This is a genomic window from Micromonospora sp. NPDC049903 (assembly GCF_044460945.1).
Lineage (GTDB): Bacteria > Actinomycetota > Actinomycetes > Mycobacteriales > Micromonosporaceae > Micromonospora.
Map to the genome: position 1 here is coordinate 51975 of NZ_JBITKL010000009.1, position 25377 is coordinate 77351.

Sequence of the window (25377 nt, forward strand, 5' to 3'; positions counted from 1 at the left end):
ACCGGGCGGTCCAAGGATCCCATGCCGGCGTTACGAAGGAGAGAATCCCTGACGCTCTCGGGCGGTGCGGGCACGGGGTGCGGCGTCGGTGGTCAGGCGGCGACCGGCCCGACCCAGCCGTCGGCACCGGGCACCAGGCCGGTGTAGCGGCCCCGGTGATAGAGCAGCGGCGAACCGGCCGCCGGGCTGTGCACGAGCTCCGGTTCGGCCAGCACGATGGCGTGGCTGCCGACCGTCACCCGGTCGATCACCCGGCACAGCAGCCAGGCGAGGGTGTCGTCGAGGAGGGGTACGCCCTCGGGACCGACCCGCCACCGCGTCGGCTCGGCGAACCGGTCGATGCCGCTGGTGGCAAAGGTGCGAGCGAGGTCCTGCTGGTGGTGGGCGAGCAGGTGGACACCGACGTGCCGGGCGGCGGCGAGCGTGGGCCAACTGGACGAGCCGAGGTTGAGGCAGAACGACACGACCGGCGGCGACAACGACACCGACGTGAAGGACGTGGCGGTGAACCCGACCGCCGGTGTCCCCGGCGCGGTGACCACGGTGACCGTGCTGGCCTGGTGCCGCAGCAGGGTCCGGATCTCGTCGGCCTCGGCGTCGAGGGGTGGCTGGTCGTCGGTGGGCGGTGTCACGGGTTCCTCCCGGGGATGGTGCGCTGCGGCTGGGGCACGTCCTGCTGCCGCTCGTACGGGGTCTTCTCGCCGGCCTCGACGGCGATCGGCAGGCGGTTCTCCGACGGCGGCAGGGGGCAGGTCGCGAAGTCGGTGTACGCGCAGGGCAGGTTCGTGGCGCGGTTGAAGTCCACGGTGACGCGACCCTGCTCGTCGGGCGGGTCGACGGTCAGGGCCCGGTTGGCGGCGTACGTGGTCACGCCGGAGGTCTCGTCGGTGAACAGCACCGACAGGCTTCCCGGCGACCAGCCGTTGAAGGCGGTCAGGCGCAACGGCACACCGTCCACGGCGAACTCGATCGTGCCGGGAGAGTCGTACACGTGCTGGAGTCCCTCGACGGCGGCGCCGACGGTGGTCGGTCGGGGGCTGTCGAAGGGGACGAACCGTCCGGGCCGGACCCAGCGGGTCGACGGCGGGTACGCCGGGGTGCCCCGAAAGGCGGTCCGCAGCGGATGGTCGGGGCGGCGTGGACGCAGGATGTCGTACCCGCCCCGTCGGGCGATCTCCAGCACGCCGCCGTCGAGCCCGACGGTGACGCCGCCGCGCTCCGGGATCGGGCCGAACGCGTGCCGGCCGGTCACCGGCCGGCCGTCGATGAGGAGCGCCTCACCGTCGGCGAGGTCGACCACCACGCCGTCCGCGCCGGTGTGCCACCGTCCGGGCAGGTCGGCGACGGGCTCGGGGCGGTCGGTGAGCCAGTACAGCCCGGTCACGGCGAGGAAGCCGTGCGGGTCGGCCAGGTTCTCCTCGTGGCGGCGGTGCCACTCCTGCCATTCGAGGGTGAAGGCGTCGACCTGCGCCTCGGCGGCCTCGGGCGCGTCCGAGGCCGCCGCCGAAAGCGGGTGGGGCCGGGTCATGTCGGGTTCCCTCCGTCGAGAATGGATTCGGCCGGCGTCGGCCCGACCGCCTCGGGCGACCGGGTGCGCGGAAGGCGCCGGGTCGCCGGGCGACGTTGCCCGATCGGCGCCAGGACGGTAGCGCGGGGTGTCCACACCGTCACCCTGCCAGGGACCGCGTTCACAGGCCACTCCCCCTACGTCGACCCTCCGTCGGGAGCCACCCCGAGACCGGGCGGAGGCCCCGGTGGACGGTGTCCGCCCCGCGCTCCGGATCGCCCCTTCCGGCCGCACGAGATATACCCTACTCATCCGGTTGGTTATATGGGTATTGTGAGCCGACCCACCGGACGAGGCAAGGAGGTGGCATGCCGACGAGTGCCGCGCGACTCGCGCCGGGGCTGCACACGGAACCCGCGCCGGTCTCGATACGCCAGGTCGGACGCGCCTTCGTCGGTCGTCGCGGCACCCACCACGTGCTGGACGACGTCACCCTGCGGATCGAGGCCGGTGAGGTGGTCGCGCTGCTCGGCGCCTCCGGATGCGGCAAGTCGACGTTGCTGCGCCTCGTCGGCGGGCTGGACCGACCGAGCGCCGGTGAGATCACCGTGGACGGTCGACCGGTACGCGGCGTGGCGGCGCGTACCGCGATGGTCTTCCAGGACCCCCGCCTGCTGCCGTGGCGGACCCTGGCCGGCAACGTGGCCTTCGGTCTCGCGCCCGGCCACGACCGGACGACCGCCCGCGCCGACGTCCGGGCCTGGTTGGAGGTGGTCGGGCTGGGCGCCTTCGCCGAGCACCGCCCCCGGCAGGTCTCCGGCGGGATGGCCCAGCGCACCGCGCTCGCCCGTGCGCTCGCCCGGCGACCCGGTGTCCTGCTGCTGGACGAGCCGTTCGCCGCCCTGGACGCGCTGACCCGGTTGCGCATGCAGGACCTGGTCGACCAGGTGCAGCGCGCCGCCGGCAGCACGGTGCTGCTGGTCACCCACGACGTCGACGAGGCGCTGCGGCTGGCCGACCGGATCGTCGTCCTCGGCCCCGCCGGTCCGGCCGGACGGGGCTCCACCATCCAGCACGTCACCGCCGTACCGGGGGCGCGGCCCCGGGACCTCGGCTCGCCGGCCTCGGCCACCCTGCGCACCGAACTACTCGACCGTCTCGGCGTCTCCCCCGAAGGAAGCAGGAGCTCATGAGAAAGACAGTCGCCGTCGTGCTGGCCGCCGCCCTGCTGCTCACCGGCTGTGTCGCCGGGGAGGACAGCGGCGGCTCGGCAGCCGGCGGCACCACCGGATTGCGTCTGGACTACGCGTACTGGAACCCGGCGAGCCTGGTGCTCCGCGAGCAGCGCTGGCTGGAGGAGGAGTTGGCTGACGAGGGGGTGTCGGTGAGCTGGTTGCAGTCCGCCGGCAGCAACAAGGCCAACGAGAACCTGCGGGCCGGCGCGCTCGACATCGGCTCGACCGCCGGTGTCGCCGCCCTGGTGGCCCGGGCCAACGGTTCCCCGATCAAGACCGTCGGCGTGTTCAGCCAGCCGGAGTGGGCCGCCGTCGTGGTCGCCAAGGGCTCCCCGCTCACCTCGGTCGCACAGCTCAAGGGACGCAAGGTCGCCGCGACGAAGGGCACCGACCCGTACTTCTTCCTGTTGCAGGCGCTCGACGAGGCCGGGCTGGCGCCGGGCGACGTCACCGTGGTCAACCTTCAGCACGCCGACGGCAAGACCGCACTGGAGCGCGGGGACGTGGACGCCTGGGCCGGCCTCGATCCGCACATGGCCCAGACCCAGGTGGACGCTGGCTCGACCCTGCTCTACCGCAACGTCGCCTTCAACACCTACGGCGTGCTCAACGCCCGCGAGGAGTTCGTCTCCGGTCACCCCGAGCTGGTGCAGCGGGTGGTGAACGCCTACGAGCGGGCCCGCCGGTGGATCGTCGCGAACCCGGACCAGGCGGTGGAGCTGCTGGCCCGCGAGTCGAAGGTCTCCCCCGCCGTGGCCCGGGTGGTGCTCGCCGAACGCACCCGGTTCGACGTCGACCCGGTGCCGGGCCCGGCGCAACGGCAGGTCTTCGAACGGGTGCTGCCCATCCTGGTCGCCGACGGCAACGTCCGCACCGACACCGAGGCCCGTGCCGCGCTGGACAGCATCTTCGAGCCCCGCTTCGCCCAGGCGCGGGCGCAGCCGTGAGCGCGGGCAGTCCGGTGGCGGTGCAGCCGCCACCGGCCCGCCCGGCCGCACCGCCGGTCCCGGCCACCGCCGGAACCGGTCGGGCCTGGACCTCCCGGGTGGGGTACGCCGTCGCCGGTCTGCTGCTTCCCCTGGCACTGCTCGTCGGCTGGCACCTGCTGGCCACCTCCGGCGGTTACTCGCGCGCGCAACTGCCGCCCCCGTACGACGTGCTGCTGGCGCTGCGGGAACTCCTCGCCCGGGGTGAGCTGTGGCAGCACCTGGCGATCAGCGTGCAGCGGGTCCTGCTCGGGTTCGCCGCCGGATCCGTCGCCGGACTGGTGCTGGGCGCCCTGGTGGGGCTCTCCCGGGCGGTCCGCTCGCTGGTCGGCCCGACCATCCAGGCGGTCCGTGCCATCCCGTCGCTGGCCTGGGTGCCGCTGCTGCTGCTCTGGTTCGGCATCGGTGAGACACCGAAGATCACCCTGGTCGCGATCGGGGCGTTCTTCCCGGTCTTCACCACCGTGGCCGCCGCGCTCCGGCACGTCGACCCGCACCTGGTCGAGTTGGGTCGGGCATACGGGCGTTCCGGCGTACGGCTGCTCGGCACGGTGCTGCTGCCCGCCGCCACGCCGCCGGTGCTGGCCGGGCTGCGCCTGGCCATGGCGCAGTCCTGGCTCTTCCTGGTCGCGGCCGAGTTGATCGCCTCGTCGATGGGGTTGGGTTTCCTGCTCATCGACAGCCAGAACACCGGCCGCACCGACGTGATCCTGCTCGCGATCGTGCTGCTGGCGGTGTTGGGTAAGCTCGCCGACACCCTGCTCGGGCTGCTGGAACGACGCGTCCTCGCGGCCTGGACGTGACCGGGTGACCCGTCGGCCTGGCAACGACGCGTCGGGCCGGTCAGAGCTGACCGTGACGCGGCGGCGGGGTGCCGTCGAGCAGCCAGCGACCGATGTGCTGGACCTTCCACCGAGTGGGATCGTGCAGCGTGTGGGTACGCGCGTCACGCCAGTACCGGGACAGGTTCAACGCGTCGGCGGCGGAGCGGGTGCCGCCGAGGTCGAACAGCGCCGAGGAGACCTCCACCGAGGCGCGGGCGCCGGCCACCTTCGCCACCGCCGTCGCCACCGAGGCGCGAGCCGCTCTGTCGTCGGTCAGGTCCACCTCGGCCGCGTCGATCGCGGTCGCCGCCTCGCGCAGCAGCGCCTCCGCGCCGCGTACCAGGATCTCCAGTTCCCCGGCCTGCTGGATGAGCAGCGGCTCGTCGGCGGCCCGCTCGACACCGGACTCGAACCACGGCCGGGCCCGGGCCACCTGCGCCACTGCGGCGTCCAGCGCGCCCCGGGCGATCCCGGTGTCCAGCGCGGCGTGCAGCACCTGGGCCCGCGCACCGTAGGTGGTCGCCGCACCGAAGATCGGCGTGTACGGCACCACCTGCGTCTCGTCCACCGCCACCTGCTCCAGCAGCACCGTTCCACTGGCCGTGGTGCGCTGCCCCATCCCGTCCCAGTCGTCGCGCACCGTCACCCCCGGGGTGTCCCGGGGCAGGTAGGCCAGCACCTTCGCGGGTGGGCCGCCGCTCGCCGCCGGGCCGCCGTTCGCGCCCGCGTCGTCGGGGGCAGCGGGAGCGCCGGACGCAGCGGGACCGCCGGGCTCGGTCGGGTCGGCCAGTACGGCGCGGACCACCAGCCAGTCGGCGAACAGCGCACCGGTGCAGTAGAACTTCTCCCCGTCCAGCACGTATCCGCCGTCGGTCCGGCGGCGCAGCGTGGTGGCGTCGTCGGCGACGGTCCGTCCGCCGCGCTCGGACTGGGCGTTGGCGAACCGCTGCCCGGCCAGCGCGGCGGTGAAGTAGCGCCGTTGCTGCTCCTCGGTGCCCTGCAGGCGCAGCGCCTGGAGGAAGACGACGTGGCTGTGCGGGATCTGGGCGAGGCTCGCATCGGCCGCCGCCAGCGTCCGGAACACCTCGGTCAGCGTGGCGACCGAGACCTCGGCACCCCCGAACTCGGCGGGCACCGTGATGCCCAGCAGACCGGAGGCGGACAGCTCGGCCACCTCGGACTCGGGCAGTCGACGCTCCCGGTCTCGGACGCCGGCCTCGTCGGCGAGGACGGCCGCCAGTTTCCGGGCGACCTCGACGGCCTCCTCGTCCGTCCGGATCACACGCGTCATCCCGCCGACCACCTTCCCACCGAAGACCGCGAATCCTATCGGTTGAATAGGGTTAGTCTCACCCCCGGCGGCACCCAGCGTCAATTCCGCCGCACCACCGCACCACGCTGCCGTTCCGACGCGATCTCACCGCCGGCCCGGACAGCACTCGATCCCGGATCGAGTGGCCTCATGGTCGCGAGGACGCCACTCGATCCAGGATCGAGCACGATCTTGCACGGTGCTCGTCGGGCACGGGACTGCGCGGTGCCCGTCGGGCACGGGACTGCGCGGTGCCCGTCGGGCACGGGACTGCGCGGTGCCCGTCGGGCACGGGACTGCGCGGTGCCCGTCGGGCATGATCTTGCGCAGTGCGCGTCGGGGTCGGCGAGGCGTTCGCGCTAGTGCGACGGCGCGAGGGTCGGTTCCTCCGCGCGCTGGGCGGGCGCGGTGACCGTGGTGGTGGGGCTGCCCGGGGTGATGCGGATCCGCACCGGCGAGTCGACCTGGATCCCGAGCGCGTGGAACTCGTTGCGGGTGAGGGTCACGATCACCGGCTGGCCGCCGGAGGTGGTGACCTCGACCCGGATCTCGAAGCCGATCCGGGTGACCCGGGTGACCCGGCCGACCACGCCGGCGCTGTCCGCGCCGTCGGCGGAGAGCTGGAGGTCGTGCGGGCGCACCAACTCGTCGCCGAGCTGGGTGACCGGGCCGAGGAAGCGCATCACGAACTCGTTGGCCGGGCGGTCGTACAGGTCGTCGGGCGAGCCGATCTGCTCCACCCGGCCCTCGTTGATCACCACGATCTCGTCGGCGACCTCCAGGGCCTCCTCCTGGTCGTGGGTGACGAAGACGGTGGTGACGTGCACCTCGTCGTGCAGCCGGCGCAGCCAGTCGCGCAGTTCCTTGCGGACCTTGGCGTCCAGCGCGCCGAACGGCTCGTCGAGCAGCAGCACCGTGGGCTCGACGGCCAGCGCGCGGGCCAGTGCCATCCGCTGGCGCTGGCCGCCGGAGAGCTGCGACGGCAACCGCTCGGCGAACTGTCCCAGGTGGACGAGGGACAACAGCTCGTCGACCCGGCGGGTGATCTCGTCCTTGGAGCGCTTGCGGATCTCCAGCCCGAAGGCCACGTTGCGCCGGACGGTCAGGTGCTTGAACGCCGCGTAGTGCTGGAACACGAACCCGACGTTGCGCTTCTGCGGCGGCAGGTGGGTGGCGTCCACACCGTCGATCTCGACCCGCCCGGTGTCGGCGCGTTCCAGTCCCGCGACGATCCGCAGCAGCGTGGACTTTCCGCCGCCGGAGGGACCGAGCAGCGCCGTGAGCCGACCGGCGGGGATGCTGACCGACACGTCGTCGAGCGCGACGAAGTCTCCGAAACGCTTGCCGACCTGGGAAATCTCGATGCTCAACGGTCTTCCTTCGGCCTGAGGACGGATACGACGATGATGCAGGCCACGGCGACGAGGGCGAGGAGGAAGGCGGTGGCGTACGAGCCGCCCTTGTCGAAGTTCAGGTACTTCTCCTCGACCACGAGGGTGGCCGTCCGGGTCGCGCCGAGCACGTTGCCGGAGACGATCTTGACAGCGCCGAACTCGCCGAGCGAGCGGGCCAGGCTGAGCACGACGCCATAGATCACGCCCCACTTGATCGACGGCAGCGTGATCCGGCGGAACGTCTGCACGGCGTTCGCGCCGAGACTGCGGGCGGCCTGTTCCTGCTCGTCGCCGACCTCCTGGAGGACCGGGACGACCTCCCGGATGACCAGCGGGAGCGCCACGAACACGGTGGCCATCACCATGCCCGGCACCGCGAAGATGATCTGGAATCCGGCCGCTTCGAGCGTCGGGCCGAACCAGCCCTCCCGGCCGCCGTAGACCAGGATCAGCGCGAGGCCGACGACGATCGGCGACACCGACAACGGCATGTCGAGCAGGGCGTTCAGCGTCCGCTTGCCGGGGAAGTCGTAGCGGACCAGCAGCAGCGAGATGCCGACGCCGAAGACGGTGTTGATGACCACCGCGACGACCGCGACGAGCACGGTCAGTTGCAGCGCGTGGGTCACGTCGGGGTCGGTCAGGATGTCGTTGAGATTGACGAAGCCGTCCGCGAACGCGTTGCGTCCGACCAGGTACAACGGCCAGGCCACCAGGAAGAAGAGGTACGTCGTCACGACGAACCGCAGGACGTACCGGCCGGGACGGCGGCCGACCTGGGTCCGCGCGACGGTGGAACGCTCAGCCACGGCGCATCACCCTCCGCTGAATGACGTCGAGCACGACGATGACGGCCAACGAGACGGCCAGCAGCACCACCGCGACCGCTGCCGCGCTGTCGGGGTTGTCGTTCTCGATGCTGCTGAGGATGCGGACCGAGGCCACCTCGGTACGCATCGGCAGGTTGCCGGAGAGCAGGACCAGCGAGCCGTACTCGCCGACCGCGCGGGCGAACGACAGGGTGGCGCCCGCCGCGATGGCCGGCGTGAGACTGGGCAGGATGATCCGCCGGAAGGTGGTGAACCGGCTCGCGCCCAGCGACGCCGCCGCCTCCTCCGCGTCCGGGTCCAGTTCGGAGAGCACCGGTTGCACGGTGCGCACGATGAACGGCAGCGTGACGAAGAGGAAGGCGAGGAAGACCGCGATCCGGGTGTTGGCGATGTTGACGCCGAGCGGGCTGTCCGGCCCGTACAGCGACAGCAGCACCAGGCCCGCGACGATCGTCGGCAGGGCGAACGGGACGTCGATGAGGATCTCCAGCGCCCGCTTGCCGACGAACCGGTCCCGCACCAGCACCCAGGCGATCAGCGTGCCCATCACGACGTTGACCAGCGTGACCAGCAGCGCGGTACCGATGGTCAACCGGAGGGTGGCGGCGGTCTGCTCGTTGGTCACCGTCCGCCAGAACCCGCCCCAGCCACCCTCGCTGGCGGTGACCACGACGGCGGCGAGCGGGATGAGGACCAGCAGGCTGAACCACACCATCGCCACGCCGAGCCCGAGACCGGAGACCCAGGTGAGCGGGAGGCCGGCCCGGGCCGACCGGCGGTTGCCCGCCGGCCGGTCCGGAACCAGGGTCGCCGAGGTCACTTGGCCTTCCCGGAGGCCGCGATGATCTTGGTCACGATGCCGTCACTCTCGTCGAAGAACTTCTCTGACAGCGCCGACCAGCTCTCGAAGTCCTTCTCCACGGTCAGCAGCTTCTGCGGGGCCGGGAACGGGTTGTTCGGGTCGATGGCGCCCTCGACGCCGCTGGTGTCGACGCCGTCGATGATCGGCCGGAAGCCGGTCAGCGCGAACTGCCGCTGCCCCTGCGGGCCGAGCACGAAGTCCAGCCAATCCTTCGCCTTCGGGTCGGCGTCCTTGAGGATCGCACCCGGGTTCTCGATCAGCATGGTGGTCTCCGGCAGGACCCAGTCCAGCTTCTCGCCGTTCTGCCGGGCGAGGATCGTCTCGTTCTCGTACGCGAGCAGCACGTCACCGGTGCCGCCGAGGAACGTGGTGGTGGCGTCCCGTCCGCTGTTCGGCAGTGACACGACGTTGCCGAAGAGCTTGGTCACGTACTCCTGCGCCTGGGCATCGGTGCCACCGTTGGCGGCGATGTGCCCCCAGGCGGCCAGGGCGTTCCACCGGGCGGCACCCGAGGACGCCGGGTTCGGGGTGACGATGCCGATACCGGGCTTGATCAGGTCGTCCCAGCCCTGGATGTTCTTCGGGTTGCCCTCGCGGACCGCGAGCACCACCACCGACGATGAGACGATGCCCTTGGTCGGGCCGTCGTCCCAGGTCGCCTCGACCAGTCCGGCGTCGACCAGGCGGGTCACGTCGCTGCTCACCGAGAAGTGCACGTAGTCGGTCTTCAGGCCGGCCACCACGGCGCGGCTCTGGTCGCCGGAGGCGCCGTACGAGGTCCGGAACCGGACCCCCTCGCCCGCCTCGGTCTTGTTCCACTCGGCGGCGATGGCCTTGTTGGCCGCCTCGGGTACCGCGAAGCCGACGATGCTCAACGTGGCGGAGCTGCCGCCGGCCGCGTCACCGCCGCCGCAGCCCGACAGCGCCACGCCGGTGACCATGGCGAGAGCGATGGCCGCTCTGATCCGGTGCCTCATCGGAACCCGTCCTCCTCCAGTGCGTGACCGCACTATATAAATCCGACCAATTAGATAGGGAATATGCCCGTTTTGGGCTGCCGTGTACCGAATGCAGTGGTGGACGCGGCCACGAACCGGGCGCCGATGCCCGGCCGGCACGACGCCGATCTCCCCGTCGCGCCCGACTCCACATCGGACGCGGCAGGTCTGATCGTCCGCGCCGACCGCGCACCGAATATCCCACTAACTCGACAGGTTTTCAAGCCTTACCGAACGGGGCTGCCCGACCGGCTCGACGCGCCGATCCGTCACGCCACCCGGGGCGGCCGATCAACGACGTCCCGTCCCCGCCCATCTGCGGGCGCGAGCAGATCGGCCAGAGTGGCGTGGTCGACCACGTCCTCGATCGCCCGGTGCACCGACAGCCACACCTCCCCCAGCCCGGCGGCCACGCCGTGATAGGTGGCCACGTCGGCGGGCGCGCCACGAACCGTCGTCAACGCCCCGCCGGTGGCGCGCAGCACGTCGCCCACGGTGATCCCGTCCGGCGCGCGGGTCAACGCGTAGCCGCCGTCCGCGCCGCGCAGACTGTGCAGCAGGCCGGCCCGGCGCAGGTCCAGCAGGATGCCCTGGAGGAACGAGTACGGGATGTCCTGGCTCGCGGCCAGCACCGCCGCCTTCACCACCGCCGGGTGGCGCTGCGCCACCGCCAGCATCGCCCGTACGGCGTAGTCCGATCGCGCTGAGACGTACACGTCACCCCACCCGTGCCCTACATAATCCATCAAACATATAGGAATGGTGGACAGTTAGGCGCGGCCCGTCAAGGTGTCGGGCCGGGTGGACTACTCGCCGCGCATCGCCCGTACCGCCTCCCCGGCGAACAGGCAGGCGGCCCGGTGCCCCGAGGCAACCTCGACCAGCGGCGGATCGGTCCCGGCACACTCCGGCCGGGCCTGCGGGCACCGGGTCCGGAAGCGGCAGCCCTCCGGCGGGTCCACCGGGCTGGGGATGTCGCCGCCGAGGATGACCCGCCGACGGGCCCGCTCGACCTGCGGATCCGCCACCGGGATCGCCGACAGCAGCGCCGCAGTGTACGGATGCGCCGGCTGCTGCCAGATCCGGGCCGGCGTGCCGGACTCCACGATCCGCCCCAGATACATCACCGCCATCCGATCGCTCATGTGCTCCACGGCGGCCAGGTCGTGCGCGATGAACAGGTAGGTCAGCCCCAGGTCCCGTTGCAGTCCCCGCAGCAGGTTCATGATCTGGGCCTGCACGCTGAGGTCCAGCGACGCGATCGGCTCGTCCAACACGATCAGGTCGGGCTCGCCGGCCAGCGCGCGGGCGATGCCGACCCGCTGCCGCTGACCGCCGGAGAGCTCGTGCGGATGCCGGTCGGCGACGTCCCGGCGCAACCCGACCATGTCGAGCAGCTCCCCGACCCGCTGCCGCCGGGCCGCACCACGATCGGTGAGCCGGTGCACCACCAGCGGTTCGGCGATGCTCGCGCCCACCGTCCGGCGAGGGTCGAGCGACGCCTGCGGATCCTGGAAGACCATGGCCACCCGGCGGCGCAGCGCCCGCAACCGCCGCCGCGACCAGTGCGTCACGTCCTGCCCGGCCACCCGCACCGTGCCCGAGGTCGGGTCGACCAGCCGCAACAACGCCAACCCGGTGGTCGACTTGCCGCTGCCCGACTCGCCCACCAGACCCAACGTCTCACCCCGGCGTACCCGCAGCGACACCCCGTCCACCGCGCGGACCACACCCGCCGGGGTCGGGAACCACACCGTCAGGTCGTCGAGTGCGGCGACCACGTCGGCCGGCTCGCCGGGCCGGTGGCCGGTCAGGTGCGGCTCGGTCCGCTCGGCCGTCATCGGGCCTCCCCGCCGGGCCGCTGCGGATAGAACGTGCGGACCTCGTGCCCGGCCGACACCGGCACCAGCGGCGGCGACTCGTGCTCACAGCGGGCGTCACCCCGCACCGGGCAGCGGGGCCAGAAGGCACACCCGGGCGGCAGGTCCAACGGACTCGGCGGGGCACCCCGGATGGTGACCAACTCGCCGCCGCCCGCCGCCGGGTCCGGCCGCGCCGCCAGCAGCGCGCTGGTGTACGGGTGCGCCGGCCGGCCGAAGACCGCGTCGACCGGCCCCTGCTCGACGATGCGACCGGCGTACATGACCGCCACCCGGTCCGCGATGCCGGCGACCACGCCCAGGTCATGGGTGATCCAGACGACCGCCGTCCCGAGTCGCCGCCGCAGGTCCGCCACCAGCTCGACGATCTGCGCCTGCGTGGTGACGTCCAACGCGGTGGTCGGCTCGTCGGCGATCAGCAGGTCCGGCTCGCAGGCCAACGCCATCGCGATCACCACCCGCTGCCGCATCCCGCCGGAGAACTGGTGCGGGTACGCGTCCACCCGCCGCTGCGCCGACGGGATGCCGACCAGGTCGAGCAGGTCGACGGCGCGCGTACGGGCCGCCCGCCGACTCAGGCCGAGATGCTCCTCGCTCGCCTCGGCGACCTGCCGACCCACCGTCAACACCGGGTTGAGCGAGGTCATCGGATCCTGGAACACGAAACCCACGTGCCGCCCACGCATCCGTCGGCGCTCCGCCTCCCGCAACCCGGTGAGTTCCGTGCCGAGCAGGTGCACCCGCCCGGTCACCCGGGCCGAGCGCGGCGCGAGCCCGGTCGCGGCCAACACGCTCATGCTCTTGCCGGAGCCCGACTCGCCGACCAGGGCCAGCGTCTCCCCCGCCCGGACCGACCAGTCCACCCCGACGACCGCCCGCGCCGGCCCCCGCCGGGTCCCGATGGTCACGGCGAGGTCCTCGATCCGCAGCACCTCGCCCCGGTCGCCCACGCCGGCATTCCGCTCGCTCATGCCGGCACTCCGCTGCGCTCCGCGCCGCCATGAGGCACCACCGCGCTGAACCTGATGATTCGCTCACTCCGCTCGCTCATGCCGGCACTCCGCTGCGCTCCGCGCCGCCATGAGGCACCACCGCGCTGAACCTGATGATTCACTCGCTGACGCTCGCTCATGACGTGCTCCTTCGGGCCTCGGCGACGGTGAGCTGGCGGGGGTCGAGCACGTCCCGTAGCGCGTCGCCGACCAGGTTGAACGCCAGGACGGTGAGGAAGATGGCGGCCCCCGGGAAGACGCCCAGCCACCACGCGTCGGTGACGAACTCCCGGCCGTCGTCGAGCATCCGGCCCCAGGCCGGTTCCGGCGGTTGCACGCCGAGACCGAGGAAGGAGAGCGCCGCTTCGGAGAGGATCGCGAAGGCTAGCGACAGCGAGGTCTGCACGATCAGCGGCGCCGCGATGTTCGGCAGCACGTGCTGACCCATGATGCGCAGGTCCGACGCGCCGATGGAGACCGCCGCCCGGACGAAGACCTGCTCGCGCACCGAGAGCACCCCGGCTCGGGTGACCCGGGCGAAGATCGGCGTGTAGACCACCCCGATCGCGATCATCGCGGTGAGCAGCCCGGGGCCGAGCACGGCCACGATCGCCACCGCGAGCAGCAGCACCGGGAACGCGAACAGCACGTCCATGCAGCGCATCAGGATGTTGTCCAGCCAGCCGCCGTAGTAACCGGCGAGCAGCCCGAGGGTCACCCCGACGGCCAGGGCGATGCCGACGCTGACCAACCCGACCTGGAGCGAGACCCGGGCCGCGATCATGACCCGGCTGAGCACGTCGCGGCCAAGCTCGTCGGTGCCGAACGGGTGCGACCAGCTCGGCGGCTGGAGCATCCGGTCGGTGTCCACCTCGTTGACGCCCGACGGCGCCAGCCAGGGACCGGCCACCCCCACCACGACCAGCAGTACGAGCACCGCGCTGCCGCTCAGGGCCAGCGGGTCGCGCCACAGCGCCGACAGCGCGCGGCGTACCTGCCCGTCGCCGCCGCCTCGCGGGCGGACGCCGGCCCAGGGCGGGACGAGTCGTCCGAGCCGGCCGCTCATCGGACCCTGATCCTCGGGTCGAGGCGGGCGTAGAGGACGTCCACCAGCAGGTTGACCAGCAGGAACAGGGCCGCGACCAGCAGCACCGCGCCTTGCAGCACCGGGTAGTCCCGGGCCCGGACCGCGTCGAAGGTGAGCCGGCCGATGCCGGGCCAGGCGAACAGCACCTCGATCACGATCACACCGCCGAGCAGGCTGGCCAGTTGCACCGCCACCACGGTCACCACCGGGATGAGCGCGTTGCGCAGGACGTGCCGCAGCACCACCACCCGCGCGCGTAGCCCCTTCGCCTCGGCGGTGCGGACGTAGTCCTCGGAGAGCACCTCCAGCATCGAGGAACGGATGAAGCGGGTCAGGATCGAGGCGGTGACCAGGCCGATCGTGGCGGCCGGCAGCGCCACGTGAGAGGCCCACCGGACCGGGTCCTCGGTCAGCGCGACGTACCCCGACGGCGGGAGCCATCCGAGCACCCCGGCGAAGAGCAGGATGCCCATGATGCCCATCCAGAAGTCGGGCACCGAGACCCCGAACTGGCTGAACACGCGTACCGCGTGGTCGACCAGCGAACCGCTGCGGATGGCCGAGACGATCCCGAGCGGGAACGCCACGAGCACCGCGAACAGCACCGCGGTGAGCGCCAGCGACAGTGTCGCCGGCAGCCGTTCCAGCAGGATCGCGGTGACCGGCCGACCGCTGCGGAAGCTGACGCCCAGATCGCCGGTCAGCGCCCGGAAGAGGTAGTCGAAGTACTGCGGGACCAGCGGCTTATCCAGCCCGGACCGGGCCCGCAGCGCCTCGTACGTCTCCTGGTCGAACCGGGTGCCGAGGGCGACGCGTACCGGGTCACCCGGCACCAGTTGGATCAGCAGGAACACCACGAGTGTCACGCCGATCAGCACGACACCGGACTGCACCAGCCGGCGGATCACGAAGCGGGCCACCTGCGGTCCCCGCCCCGGTCACTTCGCCAACGCCGCGTCGCGGAACCGGATCGCCCGGTCGGTGCGTACCTCGTAGCCGGTCAGACCGCTGGACCAGCCCTGCGCCACGTCCGGGTTGTAGAGGTAGATGTAGCTGGCGTCGTCGACGATCTGCTTGGCCACCTGCTCGTACCGCTGCTTGCGGACGCCCTGGTCGGTCTCGGTGCGGGCCTGGTCGAGCAGCCGGTCCACGGTGGGGTTGGCGTACTTGTGGAAGTTGAAGGTGCCGCCACTGTGGTGCTGGGCGTAGTAGAACTCGTCCGGGTCGATGTTGCCCAGCCAGCCGAGCATGAACGCGTCGAAGTTGCCGTTGCCCTGCTCGTCGAGCCACTGCGCGAAGTCCAGCGTACGGATCTTGACGGTGACGCCGATCTCCGCCAACTGCGAGGCGATCACCTGGGCGGCGGTGACGGTCTCCGGATACTCGGTGGTGACCATCAGGTCCAGGGTCAGCCCGCTGACACCGGCCTGGTCCAGCAGTTGCCGGGCCTGGTTCACATCGTGCGTGTACGGCGCGTACTCGTAGTGGTAGGCGCTGTTCTGCGGGATGGCGGTCTGATTGACGGTGGCCAGCCCGAACTTGGCGGCCTTGGTGATCGCCTCCCGGTCCAGGGCGAACGCGATCGCCCGGCGCACGGCGACGTTGTCGTACGGCTTACGGGCCTGGTTGAGGGCGAGGTACCAGTAGTCGGTGGACGGCACCGAACGCACCGTCAGGTCGTCGGCGTCGAGCAGCGCGGGCACCTGCTGCGGGGGCAGGTTGTCGGTCCAGTGGACCTCGCCGCCGCGCAGGTTCTGCAGGGCCACGGTGGGATCGCTGACGAAGGTGAAGGTGACCCCGTCCACCTTGGGCTTCTCGCCCCAGTAGTTCTCGTTGCGGACCAGCCGGATGCTGTCGCCGCTGCGGTAGGAACCGATCGCGAACGGGCCGCTGCCGACCGGTTTGGTGGTCACCTCACCGGACTCGATGTTGGCCTTCTGCACGATCGCCACGCCCTTGAAGCCGCCCAGGTTGGCGAGCAGGTTCGGGGTGGGCGCGGTCAGCGCGACGACCACCGTGGTGGGGTCGGGCGCGGTCACCGACTTGACGGTGGAGAACTTGTACGCGGTGTTCAGCTTCTCGTCGATGATCCGGGTGTACGAGTAGACGACGTCCTCGGCGGTCAGCGGTGACCCGTCGGAGAACTTGACGCCCTCGCGGAGGGTGAACGTCCACGTGAGCTGGTCGTCGCTGGTGGTCCACTCGGTGGCCAGCGCGGGCTGCATCTCCAGGTTCGCGTCCGGCTCGACCAGGGTGTCGTAGACGTTCTCCAGGACCTGGAAGCTGTAGTAGGCGGAGGTCTTGTGCGGGTCGAGCTGGTCGGGCTCACCGCCGATGGCGGCGTTGAGGACACCGCCCGCGCTCGCCCCGTCGGCCCCGTCGACGTCGACTCCCTCGCCCGTGGTGCAGCCCGCGACCGCGACGAGCATCAGGGTGAAGGTGGCGCCGGCCAACCGGAATCTGGTGCTGGACATGGTCCTCCCCTGGATTCTTTCCCGGCTACTGAAAGATGTCCTTGAACCTCACGCTAACCGCAAACGGCCGTGACGGCAGGACGCGAACGGCGGCGGGATCAGAGGCAGGACCAGCAGTAGAGGTGTTCGTCGGCGTCCCGGGCCCTTCGGGCGAGCGCGCTGACCTCCTCGATCACCGGCTGCATCTGGTCGTCGGGGAGCGGCCCGTCCCAGGCGAGTTCCTCGCTGCGTCCCCATTGCGCGGACAGCTCGGGCGTCTGCTCGGCAGTGATCGACGCCAGCGTGTCCCGGGTCGCGTCGTCGAGCGCGGTCAACCAGGGGCCGTCCTCGGCTCCGCTCCACACCAGCCGGTCCTTCACCAGGTCGTCGGCGTCCGCCTCACCGCGCACGAGAGCCACCAACTCCGCCAGCGTCACCGACGGGTCGATGCCCTTGCAGTCGATCGCGTCGACGCCGGGCCGCCCGTCGGCCACGACGACCGGCCCACCGTCGATCTCCACCATCAGCGTGACCGCAGCGGCGTCGTCGGCCGCGCGGAAGTAGTCGTACAGAACACCCATGCCGGTATCTCAGCAGAGGGGTCCGACACGGCCGCCCTCGCAGCTCCGTCAGGGCTGCCCGTCGGGGCAGTTGTTGCTGGTCAGCTTCATCGTGTACTCGGCGTCGTCGCTGGTGATGCCGGACGGCACGCCGTCGAACCAGGTCTCCACCTTCTGCCAGCCCACCCGCTGCTCGTAGTGCAGGTGCGGGGCGCCCGAGTTGCCGGTGCTGCCGATCCGCCCGATCTGCTCGCCCTGGGCGACCCGCTGCCCCTCCTCGACCAACGGTGGTTCGAGCAGGTGCAGGTACTGCGTCTCCCACCGCCCGCCGTGGTCGATCTTGACCCAGTAGCCGCCGCCCCGGCCCCGAGGACCCTCCGGGTTCTCCGGGGTACGCCCACCCAGCGACCCGTTGATGCCGGACACCGTGACGGTGCCCGCGTACGAGGCGAGCACCGGCTGCCCCCACTGCTCACCCTGGAGGGGGAAGAAGTCGACGTCGTACTCGCCGTGGCCGGGGTAGGTGCCCACCTGCCACGTCTCGCCGCAGCCCACGGGCATCTGGAACAGCGGACGCGGCCCCGGCGGCAGCAGTTGCGGCACCACCACGTAGGCGACCGCGCCCAGGGCCGCGACGGCACCGAGCGCGAGCAGGAGTCGCCAGGGGCGGCGGGTACGACGATGGGTGCGGGGATGGCCGGTCGTCACCCTGCCAAGCATGGCAGAGGCCGGCGAGTGGCCCCGCCGCCGCCGGGACCGGACCCCGACGGCCACGTTCACCAGGGCCGGGTTCGGGTAACGACCCGGCATGGCGCGGTACACGAAACCGGAACTCCGGGAGCAGATCAAGGCCGAGATCATGGCCTCCGACCGGGGCGGCCGACCCGGTCAGTGGTCGGCCCGCAAGTCGCAACTGCTCACCAAGGAGTACGAGCGGCGCGGCGGCGGCTTCCTGGGGCCGAAGGACTCACGGCAGCGGTCGTTGGAGCGCTGGGGTGCGGAGAAGTGGCAGACCAGCACCGGCTCCACCCGGGCTCGCAAAGGTGACGAAACGGCCCGCTACCTGCCGAAGAAGGCGTGGGAGAAGCTCTCGGACGAGCAGAAGCGCGACACCGACACCAAGAAGCGACGGGCGTCGCGTACCGGTCGGCAGTTCGTCGCCAACACCGGCCCGGCCAAACGCGCCCGCAAGGAGACGACCTCCCCACGCGGCCGGGCCGCCACCTCGGCCGAGCGGCTCACCGAGCTGACGGTTCCCGAGGCCAGTCGACTCGTACCCGGCCTGGACAAGAACCAGCTCCGGGCGGCGCTGCGACGCGAACGCGGCGGCAAGGCCCGCAAGACGCTCCTGCAACGCCTCCAGTCGGAACTAGACCGCCGCTGATGCGCGCTGGCGCCTCGGGCGCGCATTGGTGCGTGCAAGGAAGGGTCCCCTGCTATCGCCTGGTGCATAGCAGGGGACCCTTCCTAACATCTCGCCGGCTCAGGGCGAGGGAGTCGGCGCGCGGCGCGAGGCGAGCCGGTGAGGGTGGGTAGATTTGTTGCTGCTGGAGCGACAACAAATCTACCCACCTAGCGCTGTGCCGGCGTGGACGGAGCGCAGTGGGGATCGCTACTCGGATTTGCGATCCGACTCGGCGACATACACGCCCTTCCCGGGATGCCCCTCCACCAGCTCTCTGTCCTTGAGCAGCGACATGACACGGCTGATCGTGGAGATGTGCACGTCGTGTTGCTCGGCAAGTTGACGCGTGGACGGCAGCTTCTCGCCGGGAGCGACACCGGTGCTGCTCGACGCAGATCGCACCGCGTCGGCTGAGGTACGCCACCGGCCCGCAGCTCGGGACGTACTCGCCGACACGATCCGCCACCCCGGCGCGCCCGCGACGGTGGTCTCGCTGGCCGTCGTCCTCGGGGTGAGCTGAGCCGCGAACCTCCGGTCAGCTACGGCACAGCAGGGCGTCGGGTTCCTTGCCGGGTGACCAGATCCAGGCGCGGTAGGCGACTCCGACGAGGTGTTCACCTACGGCGCACTGCCCCTTGTGGTGGCCGTTGGCGAAGTCGCCGCCCGGGTTGCCGGCCGGCCGGTTGTCGCCACGGTCGAACCAGACCGTTCGGCGGGTGCCGGCGACGGTGGTGCCCGCGTCGCGGCAGAGCACCGAGGACAGGTTGGCGCCACGGACGGCGTACCCGACGACGGTCTTGTGCGGCGGGCATTGCAGCTTGGTGAAGCCGGAGGCCCAGTCGACGTCCACGTACGACTCGTCGCGGACCACGACGTGGCCCCCGGTGTCCGGGGCGTCGGTGCACAGGCCCCGGTTTCCGGTACGGCTCAGGCCGATCAGCCGCTGGTCGTCGGGACAGACCGCCTTGCGGGCGCCGGAGTCCCAGTCCGGTACGGCGCGCATCCGCACCGACTGGTTCAGGTCGGCGTGGTCGAGGGTCAGCATCGACCAATCCCGCACTGGGGCGACCGGACCGGTGCGGCCACCGGTGACCAGGCGACGCCACGCGTCGGCCCGCCAGTCGTCGCCGTCGTACAGGCCCATCCGGTGGCCGGCGGCCTCCCAGTGCAGCAGCGCCCAGCCGTTGCCGCGCCGGTTGTCGTGCCAGCCGACCAGGGGCCAGTACGCGAAGTCGGCGTCGGTGGCGATCAGGTAGTCGACGAAGTGGTGGAACCAGTCGCGGGAACGCTGGTTGGTGTTGTCCCGGCCACCCACGCCGAACTCGCTGATCCAGACCGGTGCGGTGAAGTGCCGGTCGGCGTCGAGCGCCACGTACGTCGCCTGCCGCCGGACGGTCTGGACGAGCTGGTCACGGGTGAGGTCCTGGTATCGGGGGTCGCTGGTCTCGCCGATGCCGGTCGCGCCGCTGTGGTTCGGGCCGGTGTAGCCGTAGAAGTGCGCCGAGTAGACCAGTTTGTGGGAGCGCACGAGGGTGTGCGAGAGCCGGCCGACCGGTTCGAGGGTGGGGCGCCCGTGCGGGAACCCGTCCACCGGCAGGCCGTACCAGTTGATGCCCTCCACGATGATCAGGAGGTCGGGGTTGGCCTCGGTGAGGATCCGGTCACCGGCGCGCTGGGCGGCGGCGTGCCAGTCGTGCCGGTCGCCGAGTCCCCAGTTCGGATCGTCGAGGATGGTGCGGCGTACCTCGTTGTAGAGGTCGGCGCCGACGACCCGGGGGTTGCCGGCGTACCGGCGGGCCATCAGGAGCCAGTCCTGTTCCCACTGGGCGGTGCTCTGGCTCGCGTTCCAGCGTTCGTTGCCGTCGACGCCACAGCACCAGCGCGAGGTGTTGGTGTGGTTGTTGAGGATGACCGCGAATCCCTCGGCGGTCAGCGCCCGGACCGCCTCGTCGTACACCTGGAGCGGGGTCCGGCCGCGCAGCTGCGGGTTGGCGCGGACGGCGGCGTCCGGCACCGGCCGGGTGTCGCGGATCATCTCGTTGGAGAACGGCAGGCGGATGCTGTTGAGGCCGAGTTCGTGGAAGCCGGCGACGATCTCGGCCATCGGGGCCCGGTCCAGGCCGATCGGGACCTGGTCGGCCATCTCCCCGGCGTGGTGGGTGGCCGGGTCGGCGCGGTCGCCGCTGCCGGTCCAGGTGCCGCTGGCGCCGTGCCAGTTGCCGGACCTGAGCTTGAAGCGGTTGCCGTGGGCATCGACCACGTACCGCCCCCGGGTGCTCAACGGGCCGGTCCAGGAGGCCGCGAGAGCGCTGCCCGCCGACGTGGACGCGCGGGCGCTGCCTGCGGTGGTCGGCGTGACCGCCAGGAGGGACCCGGCCAGCAGACCGGACACGGCGACGAGAGACGGCATCGACCTGCGCATGGCGACCTCCTCGACGCCGACCTGATCACCGTAGATAGTAGACGGTCGATGACGGGCGCGCACCGGCCGCGACCCCCGTCCTCCACGCCGATGCCGGAGGACGGGGCTCGCGGGTGCCGGTGGGGTCAGGCCGGGTCGAGTCGGGCCAGTTCCTCGGCCGAGAGTTCCAGGTCGGCCGCGCCGACGGAGTCCCGGATCGTCTCCGGGCGCGACGAGCCGGGGATCGGGATGACCGTGGGCGCCTTCGCCAGCATCCAGGCCAGGCAGACCTGCTGCGGGCTGACCCCACGCTCCCGGGCGACCTCGGCGAAGACCGCGAACCGTGACCCCAGCTCGGCGGCGTTGGAGATGCCGCCGAGCGGACTCCAGGGCAGGAACGCGATGCCGAGTTCGGCGCAGAGCGCGAGCTCCGGTTCGCTGGACCGGAAGGCGGGCGAGAACTGGTTCTGCACGCTGACCAGTCGACCGCCGAGGATCTCCTTGGCCTGCCTGATCTGGTCGGGGTCGGCGTTGGAGATGCCGGCCATCCGGATCTTGCCGGCGTCGAGCAGGTCCCGCAACGCGCCGATGGAGTCCGCGTACGGGGTGTTCGGGTCGGGGCGGTGGAACTGGTAGAGGCCGATCGCCTCGACCCCGAGCCGCTTGAGCGACGCCTCGACGGCGTCCCTGAGGTGCTCGGGCCTGCCGTTCAGCGTCCAGAGGCCGTCGCCGGGGCGTACGTGGCCGCCCTTCGTGGCGATCAGCACGTCGGACGGGTCGCCGCCGTAGCTTGCCACGGCACTGGCGATCAACGACTCGTTGTGACCGGCGTCGGCGGGGCCCAGGTGGTAGGCGTCCGCGGTGTCGATCAGCGTGACCCCGGCGTCCAGCGCGGCATGGATCGTGGCGATCGAGCGCTGTTCGTCGGGACGGCCCTCGATCGACATCGGCATGGCGCCGAGGCCGATCGCGCCGACGGCGACGTCACCGATACGGCGGGTCTGCATACAGGCTCCTCCTCGAAGCGGTGCGGTTCGGCGGGCGGGCGGTGGCCCGCAACGCCCGGATTCCACCTTCTACCCCGATAGCTAAGCTGTCCAACAGAAGAATCTGATTCCGGCAATCGGTGACGGTGATGAATCGTGGAGCTGCGCCAGCTCGAGTACTTCGTGGCGGTCGCCGAGGAACGGCACTTCACCCGCGCCGCCGAGCGGCTGCACGTGGCGCAGTCCGGCCTCTCCACCTCCATCCGCTCGCTGGAGCGTGAGCTGGGCGCCAGCCTCTTCGTCCGCAACACCCGCAGCGTGGAGCTGACCGACGAGGGGCGGGCGCTGCTCACCCAGGCCCGGCACGCCCTGGCCAACGTGGCCGCCGCCAAGGACGCGGTCGCCGCCGTACGCGGGCTGCTGCGCGGCACGCTGGCCATCGGCACGTTGCAGTGCCTCGGCGCGGTCGACCTCGCGGCGACGTTGTCCCGCTTCCACGCCGCCCACCCGGGCGTCGAGATCCGGCTGCGTCAGGGCGGCTCACCCGACCTGATCGAACGGGTCCGCACCGGCGACCTCGACCTGGCGTTCGTCTCCGCGCCCGCGAGCGTGGTGCCCGGCGTCGTGTTGGCCCCGTTCCGGGCCGAGCCGCTGGTGCTGGCCTGCGGGCCCACGCATCCGCTGCGCGACCGCACCGCAGTCGACCTGCGCGAACTGCCGGGCGAGACCTTCGTCGACTTCTCCACCGGCTGGATCAGCCGCGACGCCGTCGACCAGGCGATGGCCGCCGCCGGGGTGGAGCGGCGGGTCGCGTTCGAGGTCAACGACGTGCACTGGTTGCTCGACCTGGTCGGTCACGGGCTCGGCGTCGCCGTCGTACCCCAGGTGTTCCGGGGCAAGCGGACCGCCGCGCGCTTCGTGCCGCTCACCGACCCGCCGCACTGGCAGCTCGCCGTGGCGACCGCGGGCGGCCGGCATCCCAGCACCGCCGCGACGGCGCTGCTCGGTCTCGAGGGCATCCGGGCCGCCGCGACGAGCCGTCCGGCCTGACCGACGCCGGGTCGGCACGGCGGTACGTCTCGCGCGCCGACCCGGCGCACGCCACCGAACCGGTCCGTACACACTGGATGGTCACGCCTGACGACACCAGGACGACCGGATGCCGCACCCCGCTTCGTTTGTACGCGGAATAAATAATCTCCGCCTACTCGGCGCGGCAGCACCCGCCCCAGCACCCCTCGAACCACCTCCACGAATCGGACATCTGGCCAGCTCAGAGCGGTGTCGCCGAGCGCCCGAGACCAACTCGTTACTTGACGCAATAGTTCGTTCGCCGTAGGAAGGAAGTGTGACTGACGTGGTGACGCCACCAACGAGCCCGGTGAGCCGGGAGCGGTCGAAGGAGATCAAGCGCTTCTCGGTGATCTCCACCGCCCGCCAGGTTCGGCTGCTCTCCCGTGCCGAGCTGACCGAGCTGACCGGGTTGAGCCCCGCCACGCTCACTCCCCTCGTCCGCGAGCTGATCGCCGAGGGCTACCTGCTCGAACGCGGCCCGGGCACCTCCCGGGCCGGTCGCCCCCGGGCCATGCTGGAGTTCAACCCGCGTGCCGAACTGGTCGCCGCGGTGTCGCTGGAGCCCACCCGGATCAGCTGCGAGATCGCCGACAGCGACGGCACCGTCATCGCCCACCGGGCGGTCCGGCTCGCCGGCGACATCGTCGAGACCATCTGCCGCTCCGTACCCGAACTGGCCGGCGACGGGCTGCCCGCGCTGCGCGGGGTCGCGATCGCCGCGCCGGGCGTCTCCTCGGGCGGCACGGTCCGGCTCGCCCCCTCGGTGGGGCTGGTCGAAGGCCGGGAGATAGGCGAATCGGTGCAACGCCACCTCGGCGTGCCGGTCGTGGTGGACAACGACGTCAACCTGATGGCGGCCGGTGAGCACGCCGCCGGGGCCGGCAGCGACGTGGCCGACCTGCTGCTGCTGCACGTCGCCGACGGCATCGGCGCCGGACTGGTCCTGGACGGGCAGGTCCGTCGGGGTGCCGGTGGTGCGGCCGGCGAGGTGGGCTTCCTGCCGCTGGATCCGAGCGACCAGGGACACGACGGGATCGGCCCGTTCGAGGCCCGGTGGTCGGAGAACGCCGTCGCCGAACGAGTCGTCGCGCTCGCCCCCGGCCGGCGGCCGGACGCACCGGTGGCCGCCCTGGTCGAGCTGGCCGGCACCGACGCGCGCGCGGCCGCGTACCTCGATGAGGTGTTGACCGCCTGGTCCCGGCTGATCGTCTCCTGCGCCTGCGTGATCGACCCGGGCCGGGTCCTGCTCAGCGGTGCCGCCACCCAGCTCGACGACGACGCCGTGGCGCGGCTCCAGACGCTCGTCGACGCCTCCGCGCCCGCCGCCACCGAGGTACGCCGGGCGGTCCTCGGCGACCGCGCGGTGCTGCACGGTGCGGTCAGTTACGCCCTCGCCGCCGCGGCGGCCGGCACACCCCAACTCCTACCCACCCCTTGATCCCTTCCCTCGGAGGTACCTCATGAAACGACGACTTTTCCTGGCCGGGGCGCTCGCCAGCGTGCTCGCCGTCGGCACCGCCTGCGGCGGTGGCGGCTCGGACGACGCGGCCGGTGACGTCCAGCAGCTCACCATCTACACCGCCCGGGACAAGAAGGTCACGGACTTCGTGGTGGAGAAGTTCACCGAGAAGTACCCCGAGTACCAGGGCAAGGTCGAGATCCTCAACATCGGCGCCCAGGAGATCCTGGAGCGGGTCCGCGCCGAGAAGGCCAACCCGCAGGCCGACGTCTGGTGGGGCGGCACCCAGCAGGGTCTGTCGGCCGGCGCGGCCGAGGACCTGCTGGCCTCCTGGCAGCCGTCGTTCGCCGGGAACATGGACGCGCAGTACAAGGACGCCGAGGGCCGCTGGTTCGGGGAGATCCTGCTGCCCGAGGTCATCATGTACAACAACGCGGCGCTGACGCCGGAGCAGGCCCCGAAGGACTGGGACGACCTGCTCGACCCGCAGTGGAAAGACAAGATCATCATCCGGGACGTGGCCGCGTCCGGCACCATGCGGTCGATCTACGCCTCGATGATCCAGCGCCTCTCCCCCGACGGCAGCAACCCGCAGCCCGGGTACGACTGGCTCAAGCGCCTCGACGCCAACACCGGCTCGTACGCGGCCAACCCGGCCGACCTGTACCTGAAGCTCTCCCGCCAGCAGGGCACGCTCAGCGCCTGGAACCTGCAGGACGTGCTGTTGCAGGCCAACCAGTCGAACATGCCCTTCGGCTACGTGATGCCCACCTCCGGTGCGCCGGTCCTGGTCGACGGCCTCGCCGCGGTCAAGGGCGGCAACTCCGAGGGCGCGCAGAAGTTCATCGAGTTCCTCTTCGACGACGCGCTCCGGGCCGACCTGGCCAAGGACTTCTTCCAGATCCCCGCCATCGAGATCGCCGACCAGCCGGAGTGGCTGTCCCAGCTCGACCTGCGCCCGATGAACGTCGACTGGAACGTGATCGCCGAGCACGAGACCGAGTGGATCAACCACTGGAACAGCCAGATCAAGAACAAGGGCTGACCGCGTCGGTTGCCGGGCCGGGTACGCGTACCCGGCCCGGTCGCCGCCCGGCCGACCGATGTTAGGAAGGGACCCTTCCTATACCGG

The 25377-nt window shown here is 71.5% G+C and carries 26 protein-coding genes; 8 read left to right on the forward strand and 18 right to left on the reverse strand.

Features of this window, described 5'->3' with window-relative positions; genetic code table 11:
• Window positions 1-92: 92 nt before the first annotated feature.
• Together ACIBO1_RS16420 and ACIBO1_RS16425 are read right to left on the reverse strand one after the other, a co-directional pair.
• Entirely contained in the window at window positions 93-632 is a 540-nt protein-coding gene (locus tag ACIBO1_RS16420; protein WP_396746869.1) for a flavin reductase family protein, read from the reverse strand.
• A complete protein-coding gene (locus ACIBO1_RS16425) occupies window positions 629-1528 on the reverse strand; it encodes a DUF1684 domain-containing protein (RefSeq protein ID WP_396746872.1) in 900 nt (299 codons plus the stop codon). Before ACIBO1_RS16425 ends, ACIBO1_RS16420 begins: the two co-directional genes overlap by 4 nt.
• A gap of 347 nt (window positions 1529-1875) precedes the next feature.
• On the opposite strand from ACIBO1_RS16425, the gene ACIBO1_RS16430 reads away from it, so the two are divergent.
• Genes ACIBO1_RS16430 through ACIBO1_RS16440 form a run of 3 tightly spaced genes read left to right on the forward strand, consistent with a single transcriptional unit; the run spans window position 1876 to window position 4531 of the window.
• Window positions 1876-2700 (forward strand): ABC transporter ATP-binding protein, encoded by an 825-nt coding sequence (locus ACIBO1_RS16430; protein WP_396746875.1) that lies wholly within the window; start codon window positions 1876-1878, stop codon window positions 2698-2700.
• Window positions 2697-3689: an aliphatic sulfonate ABC transporter substrate-binding protein gene (locus ACIBO1_RS16435; protein ID WP_396746878.1), complete on the forward strand. Its 993-nt coding sequence runs from the start codon at window positions 2697-2699 to the stop codon at window positions 3687-3689. The genes ACIBO1_RS16430 and ACIBO1_RS16435 overlap by 4 nt, the downstream gene beginning before the upstream one ends.
• A complete protein-coding gene (locus ACIBO1_RS16440) occupies window positions 3686-4531 on the forward strand; it encodes an ABC transporter permease (protein WP_396746881.1) in 846 nt (281 codons plus the stop codon). The genes ACIBO1_RS16435 and ACIBO1_RS16440 overlap by 4 nt, the downstream gene beginning before the upstream one ends.
• Before the next feature lie 40 nt (window positions 4532-4571).
• Here the strand turns inward: ACIBO1_RS16440 and ACIBO1_RS16445 are convergent, their stop codons facing one another.
• The 13 genes from ACIBO1_RS16445 to ACIBO1_RS16505 form a co-directional block, all read right to left on the reverse strand.
• Window positions 4572-5843, reverse strand: coding sequence for an acyl-CoA dehydrogenase family protein (locus ACIBO1_RS16445; protein WP_396746884.1), 1272 nt, complete (start codon window positions 5841-5843; stop codon window positions 4572-4574).
• Between the two features lie 380 nt (window positions 5844-6223).
• The gene (locus tag ACIBO1_RS16450; RefSeq protein WP_396746887.1) at window positions 6224-7234 is read right to left on the reverse strand and encodes a sulfate/molybdate ABC transporter ATP-binding protein; all 1011 of its coding nucleotides are present in this window, start codon (window positions 7232-7234) and stop codon (window positions 6224-6226) included.
• On the reverse strand, window positions 7231-8067 hold the full coding sequence (locus tag ACIBO1_RS16455; RefSeq protein ID WP_396746890.1) for a sulfate ABC transporter permease: 837 nt from the start codon (window positions 8065-8067) through the stop codon (window positions 7231-7233). The genes ACIBO1_RS16450 and ACIBO1_RS16455 overlap by 4 nt, the downstream gene beginning before the upstream one ends.
• A complete protein-coding gene (cysT, locus tag ACIBO1_RS16460) occupies window positions 8060-8908 on the reverse strand; it encodes a sulfate ABC transporter permease subunit CysT (RefSeq protein WP_396746893.1) in 849 nt (282 codons plus the stop codon). Before cysT ends, ACIBO1_RS16455 begins: the two co-directional genes overlap by 8 nt.
• Window positions 8905-9927 (reverse strand): sulfate ABC transporter substrate-binding protein, encoded by a 1023-nt coding sequence (locus tag ACIBO1_RS16465; RefSeq protein ID WP_396746895.1) that lies wholly within the window; start codon window positions 9925-9927, stop codon window positions 8905-8907. Before ACIBO1_RS16465 ends, cysT begins: the two co-directional genes overlap by 4 nt.
• A gap of 290 nt (window positions 9928-10217) precedes the next feature.
• Window positions 10218-10664 carry an RrF2 family transcriptional regulator gene (locus ACIBO1_RS16470; RefSeq protein WP_396746898.1) on the reverse strand — a complete coding sequence of 149 codons (447 nt, stop codon included), beginning with the start codon at window positions 10662-10664 and terminating at the stop codon, window positions 10218-10220.
• Between the two features lie 90 nt (window positions 10665-10754).
• On the reverse strand, window positions 10755-11789 hold the full coding sequence (locus tag ACIBO1_RS16475; RefSeq protein ID WP_396746901.1) for an ABC transporter ATP-binding protein: 1035 nt from the start codon (window positions 11787-11789) through the stop codon (window positions 10755-10757).
• Window positions 11786-12799 carry an ABC transporter ATP-binding protein gene (locus ACIBO1_RS16480; RefSeq protein WP_396746904.1) on the reverse strand — a complete coding sequence of 338 codons (1014 nt, stop codon included), beginning with the start codon at window positions 12797-12799 and terminating at the stop codon, window positions 11786-11788. Before ACIBO1_RS16480 ends, ACIBO1_RS16475 begins: the two co-directional genes overlap by 4 nt.
• Window positions 12800-12956: 157 nt before the next feature.
• On the reverse strand, window positions 12957-13886 hold the full coding sequence (locus tag ACIBO1_RS16485) for an ABC transporter permease (protein ID WP_396746907.1): 930 nt from the start codon (window positions 13884-13886) through the stop codon (window positions 12957-12959).
• Window positions 13883-14827: an ABC transporter permease gene (locus ACIBO1_RS16490; protein WP_396746909.1), complete on the reverse strand. Its 945-nt coding sequence runs from the start codon at window positions 14825-14827 to the stop codon at window positions 13883-13885. The genes ACIBO1_RS16485 and ACIBO1_RS16490 overlap by 4 nt, the downstream gene beginning before the upstream one ends.
• A gap of 18 nt (window positions 14828-14845) precedes the next feature.
• The gene (locus ACIBO1_RS16495; RefSeq protein ID WP_396746912.1) at window positions 14846-16381 is read right to left on the reverse strand and encodes an ABC transporter substrate-binding protein; all 1536 of its coding nucleotides are present in this window, start codon (window positions 16379-16381) and stop codon (window positions 14846-14848) included.
• Window positions 16382-16479: 98 nt separating this feature from the next.
• Window positions 16480-16941 carry a hypothetical protein gene (locus ACIBO1_RS16500; protein WP_396746915.1) on the reverse strand — a complete coding sequence of 154 codons (462 nt, stop codon included), beginning with the start codon at window positions 16939-16941 and terminating at the stop codon, window positions 16480-16482.
• 48 nt (window positions 16942-16989) lie between these two features.
• Window positions 16990-17628 (reverse strand): M23 family metallopeptidase, encoded by a 639-nt coding sequence (locus ACIBO1_RS16505; RefSeq protein WP_396746918.1) that lies wholly within the window; start codon window positions 17626-17628, stop codon window positions 16990-16992.
• Between the two features lie 100 nt (window positions 17629-17728).
• Between ACIBO1_RS16505 and ACIBO1_RS16510 the strand changes: the two genes are divergently transcribed.
• Window positions 17729-18304, forward strand: coding sequence for a DUF5872 domain-containing protein (locus tag ACIBO1_RS16510; protein WP_396746921.1), 576 nt, complete (start codon window positions 17729-17731; stop codon window positions 18302-18304).
• A gap of 228 nt (window positions 18305-18532) precedes the next feature.
• Here ACIBO1_RS16510 and ACIBO1_RS16515 read toward each other — a convergent pair whose 3' ends face one another.
• Window positions 18533-18727 (reverse strand): GntR family transcriptional regulator, encoded by a 195-nt coding sequence (locus tag ACIBO1_RS16515; RefSeq protein WP_396746924.1) that lies wholly within the window; start codon window positions 18725-18727, stop codon window positions 18533-18535.
• Here ACIBO1_RS16515 and ACIBO1_RS16520 point away from each other — a divergent pair.
• Window positions 18672-18845 carry a hypothetical protein gene (locus ACIBO1_RS16520; RefSeq protein ID WP_396747306.1) on the forward strand — a complete coding sequence of 58 codons (174 nt, stop codon included), beginning with the start codon at window positions 18672-18674 and terminating at the stop codon, window positions 18843-18845. The two genes, ACIBO1_RS16515 and ACIBO1_RS16520, sit on opposite strands and share 56 nt — an antisense overlap.
• A 15-nt stretch (window positions 18846-18860) precedes the next feature.
• Here ACIBO1_RS16520 and ACIBO1_RS16525 read toward each other — a convergent pair whose 3' ends face one another.
• Window positions 18861-20747, reverse strand: a complete 1887-nt coding sequence (locus ACIBO1_RS16525) for a glycoside hydrolase family 5 protein (RefSeq protein ID WP_396746927.1) — start codon at window positions 20745-20747, stop codon at window positions 18861-18863.
• A gap of 125 nt (window positions 20748-20872) precedes the next feature.
• Complete coding sequence (locus tag ACIBO1_RS16530; RefSeq protein WP_396746930.1) at window positions 20873-21733, reverse strand: aldo/keto reductase; 861 nt, start codon at window positions 21731-21733, stop codon at window positions 20873-20875.
• A 135-nt stretch (window positions 21734-21868) separates the two neighbouring features.
• Here ACIBO1_RS16530 and ACIBO1_RS16535 point away from each other — a divergent pair, with 135 nt between their 5' ends.
• From ACIBO1_RS16535 to ACIBO1_RS16545, 3 genes are all read left to right on the forward strand, one after another.
• Complete coding sequence (locus ACIBO1_RS16535; RefSeq protein ID WP_396746933.1) at window positions 21869-22762, forward strand: LysR family transcriptional regulator; 894 nt, start codon at window positions 21869-21871, stop codon at window positions 22760-22762.
• Between the two features lie 298 nt (window positions 22763-23060).
• Complete coding sequence (locus ACIBO1_RS16540) at window positions 23061-24224, forward strand: ROK family protein (RefSeq protein WP_396746936.1); 1164 nt, start codon at window positions 23061-23063, stop codon at window positions 24222-24224.
• A 22-nt stretch (window positions 24225-24246) separates the two neighbouring features.
• Complete coding sequence (locus ACIBO1_RS16545; protein WP_396746939.1) at window positions 24247-25290, forward strand: extracellular solute-binding protein; 1044 nt, start codon at window positions 24247-24249, stop codon at window positions 25288-25290.
• Window positions 25291-25377: the final 87 nt, after the last annotated feature.